This window comes from Paenibacillus sp. EKM10P (genome assembly GCF_011800655.1).
Classification (GTDB): Bacteria; Bacillota; Bacilli; order Paenibacillales; family Paenibacillaceae; genus Paenibacillus; species Paenibacillus polymyxa.
On sequence record NZ_JAALET010000040.1, the window covers coordinates 1 to 1787 of the forward strand.

The 1787-nt window shown below is 53.9% G+C and carries 1 protein-coding gene; it reads left to right on the plus strand.

Going from position 1 to position 1787, the window contains the following annotated elements; translation table 11 throughout:
- A partial coding sequence (locus tag HFE01_RS26280) for a condensation domain-containing protein (protein WP_243208285.1) occupies positions 1-1787 on the plus strand: 1787 nt, incomplete at both ends.

The window sequence follows — 1787 nt, forward strand, 5'->3', positions numbered from 1 at the left end:
CCGGGTGTGCGTCAAGCCGTAGTCATCGACCGGACGGACGAGCGTGGACACAAGTATTTGTGCGGATACATCACGGGAGAAACCGAGCTGCGGATCGAGGAAGTACAGGCCGCGCTGGAAGCCGGACTGCCAGCGCACATGGTGCCAGCACGGCTGATGCGACTGGAGACGATCCCGCTGACCAGCAACGGCAAAATTGACCGTAAGGCCTTGCCGGAACCGGAAGGCAGCATCCATACGGGAGCAGCCTATGTAGCCCCGCGTACCAAGGTGGAGCAAGTATTGGCTGCGGTATGGGCCGGAGTGCTCGGCGTGGAGGCCGTAGGCACGCAGGATAACTTCTTCGAGCTGGGCGGCGATTCGATCAAAGCGCTGCAAGTATCGTCCCGCTTGCTGCAAGCAGGTTATCGACTGGAGATGAAAGACCTGTTCAGCCATCCAACGGTGTCTGCATTGGCGCCGAAAGTCCAATCCGTTACCCGATTGGCGGATCAAAGCGAAGTGGTAGGCGCGGTGAAGCTGACACCCGTTCAACACTGGTTCTTGGAGCAAAACCTGGCGGATGCTCATCATCACAACCAGTCCATCATGCTGCATAGCAAGGATGGTTTTGATGAAGCGGCACTGCGCACAGCGATGGATCAAATGGTTAGTCATCACGATGCACTGCGGATCGTTTTCCGTCCTACCGAACACGGGTATGAAGCTTGGAATCGCGCGGTGGGTGAGGGTGAGCTGTATACGCTGGATCAGGCAGACTTCAGGAAGGAGTCGGAAGTGTCTGCGGCGATTGAGGCCAAAGCGAATGAAATTCAGGCGGGGATTCATTTAAGCGAAGGACCGCTGGTGAAGCTAGGGCTGTTCCATTGCCCCGATGGAGATCATTTGCTGATAGCTATTCATCACTTAGTAGTAGATACCGTTTCTTGGCGCATTTTGTTCGAGGATCTTACGACAGCCTACGAACAAGCATTGAACGGACAACCGGCTCGTCTTCCACACAAAACGGATTCGTTCCGTACCTGGGCTGAGGGACAGTCTCACTATGCGAACGGTCCAGAAATGGCAGCAGAGCTTGCCTTCTGGAGAGAAATGGAACAAGGGGTGTATGAGCCGCTTCCAAAAGACGAATCCCCTTCTCATTCCTTGAATAAAGACAGCGAGCTCATGACAGTCACGTGGACAGCTCAAGAAACGGGGCAGCTGTTAAAACAAGCACATCGTGCCTACAACACGGATATGAATGATTTGCTGCTGACCGCACTCGGCCTGGCTATTCATCGCTGGGCGGGGATTGAACGAGTGCTCGTCAACCTGGAAGGCCATGGACGGGAATCCATTCTGCCAGAGCTGGATATTACGCGCACGGTAGGCTGGTTTACGACCCAATTCCCGGTTGTGCTGGATATAGGCGCGGGGCAAGATCTTTCACAGCGCATCAAACAGGTGAAAGAAGGGCTACGCCGGATTCCGCAAAAGGGTATTGGCTACGGTATGTTGAGATACCTGTCTGCAGCATGTGAGCAAGAGCGGTTTGGAACCGAACCTGAAATCAGTTTTAACTATATGGGACAATTTGATCAGGATATGCAAAATCAATCCATTGGCGTGTCTCCTTACGCTAGCGGTGCCGAGCTGAGCGCACATGCAGCCAGATCGCACACGCTGGATTTGAACGGACTGATTTCAGAAGGTCAATTGCAATTGACGATCAGCTACAGCCATCAGGAATATCGCAAGGAAACGATGGAACAGCTAGCCGAAGCGCTCAGAACCAGCCTGCAGGA